The sequence below is a fragment of the Paraburkholderia sp. genome (genome assembly GCF_035501035.1).
GTDB lineage: Bacteria > Pseudomonadota > Gammaproteobacteria > Burkholderiales > Burkholderiaceae > Paraburkholderia.
Genome location: NZ_DATJWR010000347.1, coordinates 1 through 3,305, shown reverse-complemented (window position 1 = coordinate 3,305; position 3,305 = coordinate 1). Strand labels below are relative to the sequence as shown.

The following is a 3,305-nucleotide window of genomic DNA, read 5'->3' as shown; positions in this document are numbered from 1 at the left end:
TCACGCAGCGCCTTGCATGCCTGCGCGCCCGAATAATCGAACTCGCACGCCTGGCCGATGATGATCGGACCCGCGCCGATGATGAGAATGCTCTTGATGTCTGTCCGCTTGGGCATAACGCTCTCGCTAAATATTCCTGTGTCTGTACTGCCAGCGGGCGGCGCGTGATTTCACGCACGCCTTGCCGCTCGCATCCGGGCGCGCGCGTGGGCCGTTTCTCGTTTCTCGATACGGCTCGCTGCGCGCCCTGCTCTCTCGTTCGTGTGCGCCGTGCGCCTCAGGCCGCCGCGCTGCGCTTTGCGCCCCTGGCGTTGTCCATGAGCGCGGTGAAGCGGTCGAACAGATAGCCGATGTCGTGCGGACCCGGCGACGCTTCCGGGTGGCCCTGGAAGCAGAACGCGGGCTTGTCGGTGAGCTCGAAGCCCTGCAGCGTGCCGTCGAAGAGCGAGACATGCGTCACGCGCGCGTTCGCGGGCAGCGTGGCGGCGTCCACCGCGAAGCCGTGGTTCTGCGACGTGATGACGACGCGGCCGTCACCGAGGTCCTTCACCGGATGGTTCGCGCCGTGATGGCCGGTCTTCATCTTCATGGTCTTCGCGCCAACGGCGAGGCCCATGATCTGGTGGCCAAGGCAGATGCCGAAGGTCGGGATCCCGCGCGCGATGAATTCCTGCGCGGCCTTGATCGCGTAGTCGCACGGCTCGGGGTCGCCGGGGCCGTTCGAGAGGAACACGCCGTCCGGGTTGAGCGCCATTGCGTCTTCGGCTGTGGCCTGTGCCGGCAGCACCGTGACGTGGCAGCCGCGCTCGGCCAGCATGCGCAGGATGTTCTGCTTCACGCCGAAATCGAACGCCACGACCTTGTACTTCGGTGCGCCCTGCGGGCGGTAGCCTTCGCCCAGACGCCATTCGGCGGTCGTCCACTCGTAGGTCTTTTCGGTCGAGACGACCTTCGCGAGGTCCATGCCCGCGAGGCCCGGGAAGGAGCGCGCGAGTTCGATGGCCTTCGCTTCGTCGTCCGAGCCGGCGAGGATTGCGCCGTTCTGCGCACCCTTGTCGCGCAGAATGCGGGTGAGCTTGCGCGTGTCGATGCCCGCGATCGCCACGACGCCTTCGTCCTTCAGGTAGTCGCCGAGCGTGCGCTCCATGCGGAAGTTCGAGGCGAGCGCGGGCAGGTCGCGAATGATCAGACCGGCGGCATGGACTTTCGTGGCTTCGACGTCTTCGGCATTGACGCCAACGTTGCCGATATGCGGATACGTCAGGGTGACGATCTGGCGAGCGTAGCTCGGGTCGGTCAGGATTTCCTGGTAACCGGTGATGGCCGTATTGAACACGACTTCACCGATCGTATGACCCGGCGCGCCGATCGAGTAGCCACGAAAGACCGTGCCGTCGGCGAGCGCGAGCAGAGCGGGAGAGAAAGACGGCAACACGGGAGACTCCTTGGGGGAACACCCTGTGCCGACCTGTTATCCGACGTTGCGATCTTGCGACCTGGAAGCGGCTGCGGCGTCGGCATCCTGTCCGGCGGGATCAGGACGCGCGCGCGGCGCGGTTTCCACAATACGCGACTTCCGTGCGTCTTTTGGCTGTCCTTGGCGCCGGGCCTGAAGGTGCGTTTGTGACGCTCGATCGGGCGGCAGCCAGCCAGTTGACGGTGAAGTGCGGGCGGCGGATGAACGGATGGGAAGAGGTAGGCGCTAGGGTGCGGGTTGATAAGCTCAAACCTTGAAATTATATCGCGAAAGTCACCTTTCCTTCAAATTCCAGGACGACGCCTGCGAGGGGAAACGCGCTCGCACCCCGGTGCACGGCCCTCTCCACTATAGCCGGCGCGCGGATCGCGGCAAGCTTCGCTTGTGCATTGACGGCATGATCGCGCCATGTACTCAAGCCGTCACCACAATGAAAAACGCCGCCACCTGGCGGGGTGACGGCGTCAAGCAGAACAAAACGGAAAAGTGATCGGAGCGAAATACCATGCGCTGCCCCCGCAGCACATGTTTGAGCACCCTTCGCGAGCCGCTATCTGGATTTGTGCTTCTGCGTTTGGGTTTCGGCCTTCGGGCGGCTTGCCGCACCCTTCGACGCCTTGCTGGGCGCAGCGCTGAACGCCTTGGCCTTGACAGGTTCGGAAACCTTGACGACCTCGGTGCGCACACGACCGTGTTTCTTATCGTAACGCGACTTCGGTCCGGTGTCTGCAACGCGGGTGCCGATTCGCTGTACGCCACCGCCGGCAACGTTCGTCGCCAGACGTTCCGGCCCCGGTTCGGCCGGCATTGCCTTGTTGACCGGCACGTGCAGCACGAGCACCTGGCCCGGCGCAACGAGGTCGCGGCGCGTCTTGTTCCACGCCTTCAGCTGCCCCACCGAGACGCCATAGCGGCTCGCCACCGCTTCCATGGACTGCTTGCGACGCACGCGGATCAGCATCTTGCGCGTGTCGGGCACGTCGGGCTCCATGGCCAGCACGGCGCTTTCCGCAACGTCGGCGCTGATGTCCTCGTCGTCACCGTCGTCGGTGCGTGGCACGACGAGCGTCGAGCCCGCCTTCAGGCGCATACCTACCGGGATCTTGTTCACCGACATCAGCGTGTCGGCGTCCACGCCGATCTTCTGTGCGATCGCGGCCGGCGTCGTGCGCTCGTCGGTCGTGTACACGGTCCACGATGAAAGCTGGCCCGTGTATGCCTTCAGATTGCGCTCGAAGGCGCTGGCGTTGTCGAACGGCAGCAGGATCTGCGGGTCGGTCGCGCCAAGGATCACGGGCTTCTTGAACGACGGGTTCAGCGAGCGGAATTCGTCGGTCGTCATGTTCGCCAACTTCGCGGCGACGTCCACGTCGATGTCGTGCGAGGTCGTGACCGTGACGAAATACGGGTGGTTCGGAATGGACGGCAGCGTGAGCCCGTACTGCTGCGGGTTCATCACGATGTTCTTGACCGCCTGCAGCTTCGGCACGTAATTGCGCGTTTCGTTGGGCATGCGCAGACTTTGATAGTCGGTGGGCAGGCCCGCCGCCTCATTGCGCGCGATCGCGCGCTGCACGTTGCCCTCGCCCCAGTTGTAGGCGGCGAGCGCGAGATACCAGTCGCCGAACATGTCGTGCAGGCGCGAGAGGTAGTCGAGCGCGGCGCTCGTCGAAGCCAGCACGTCGCGGCGCTCGTCCTGCCACATGTTCTGCTTGAGGTTGTAGGTGCGGCCGGTGCCCGGCACGAACTGCCACATGCCGGCCGCCTTGGCGACCGAAAGTGCCTGCGGGTTATAGGCGGACTCGATGAACGGCAGCAGCGCGAGCTC

Annotated in this window: 2 protein-coding genes; both read right to left on the bottom strand. The window is 64.7% G+C overall.

The features are described from left to right. Positions 1–277: 277 nt before the first annotated feature. Positions 278–1,435, bottom strand: coding sequence for a glutamine-hydrolyzing carbamoyl-phosphate synthase small subunit (gene carA, locus VMJ11_RS25450; RefSeq protein ID WP_325622956.1), 1,158 nt, complete (start codon positions 1,433–1,435; stop codon positions 278–280). Between the two features lie 592 nt (positions 1,436–2,027). After that, the coding region (locus VMJ11_RS25445) for a transglycosylase SLT domain-containing protein (RefSeq protein ID WP_325622954.1) at positions 2,028–3,305 on the bottom strand (1,278 nt) is incomplete at its 5' end.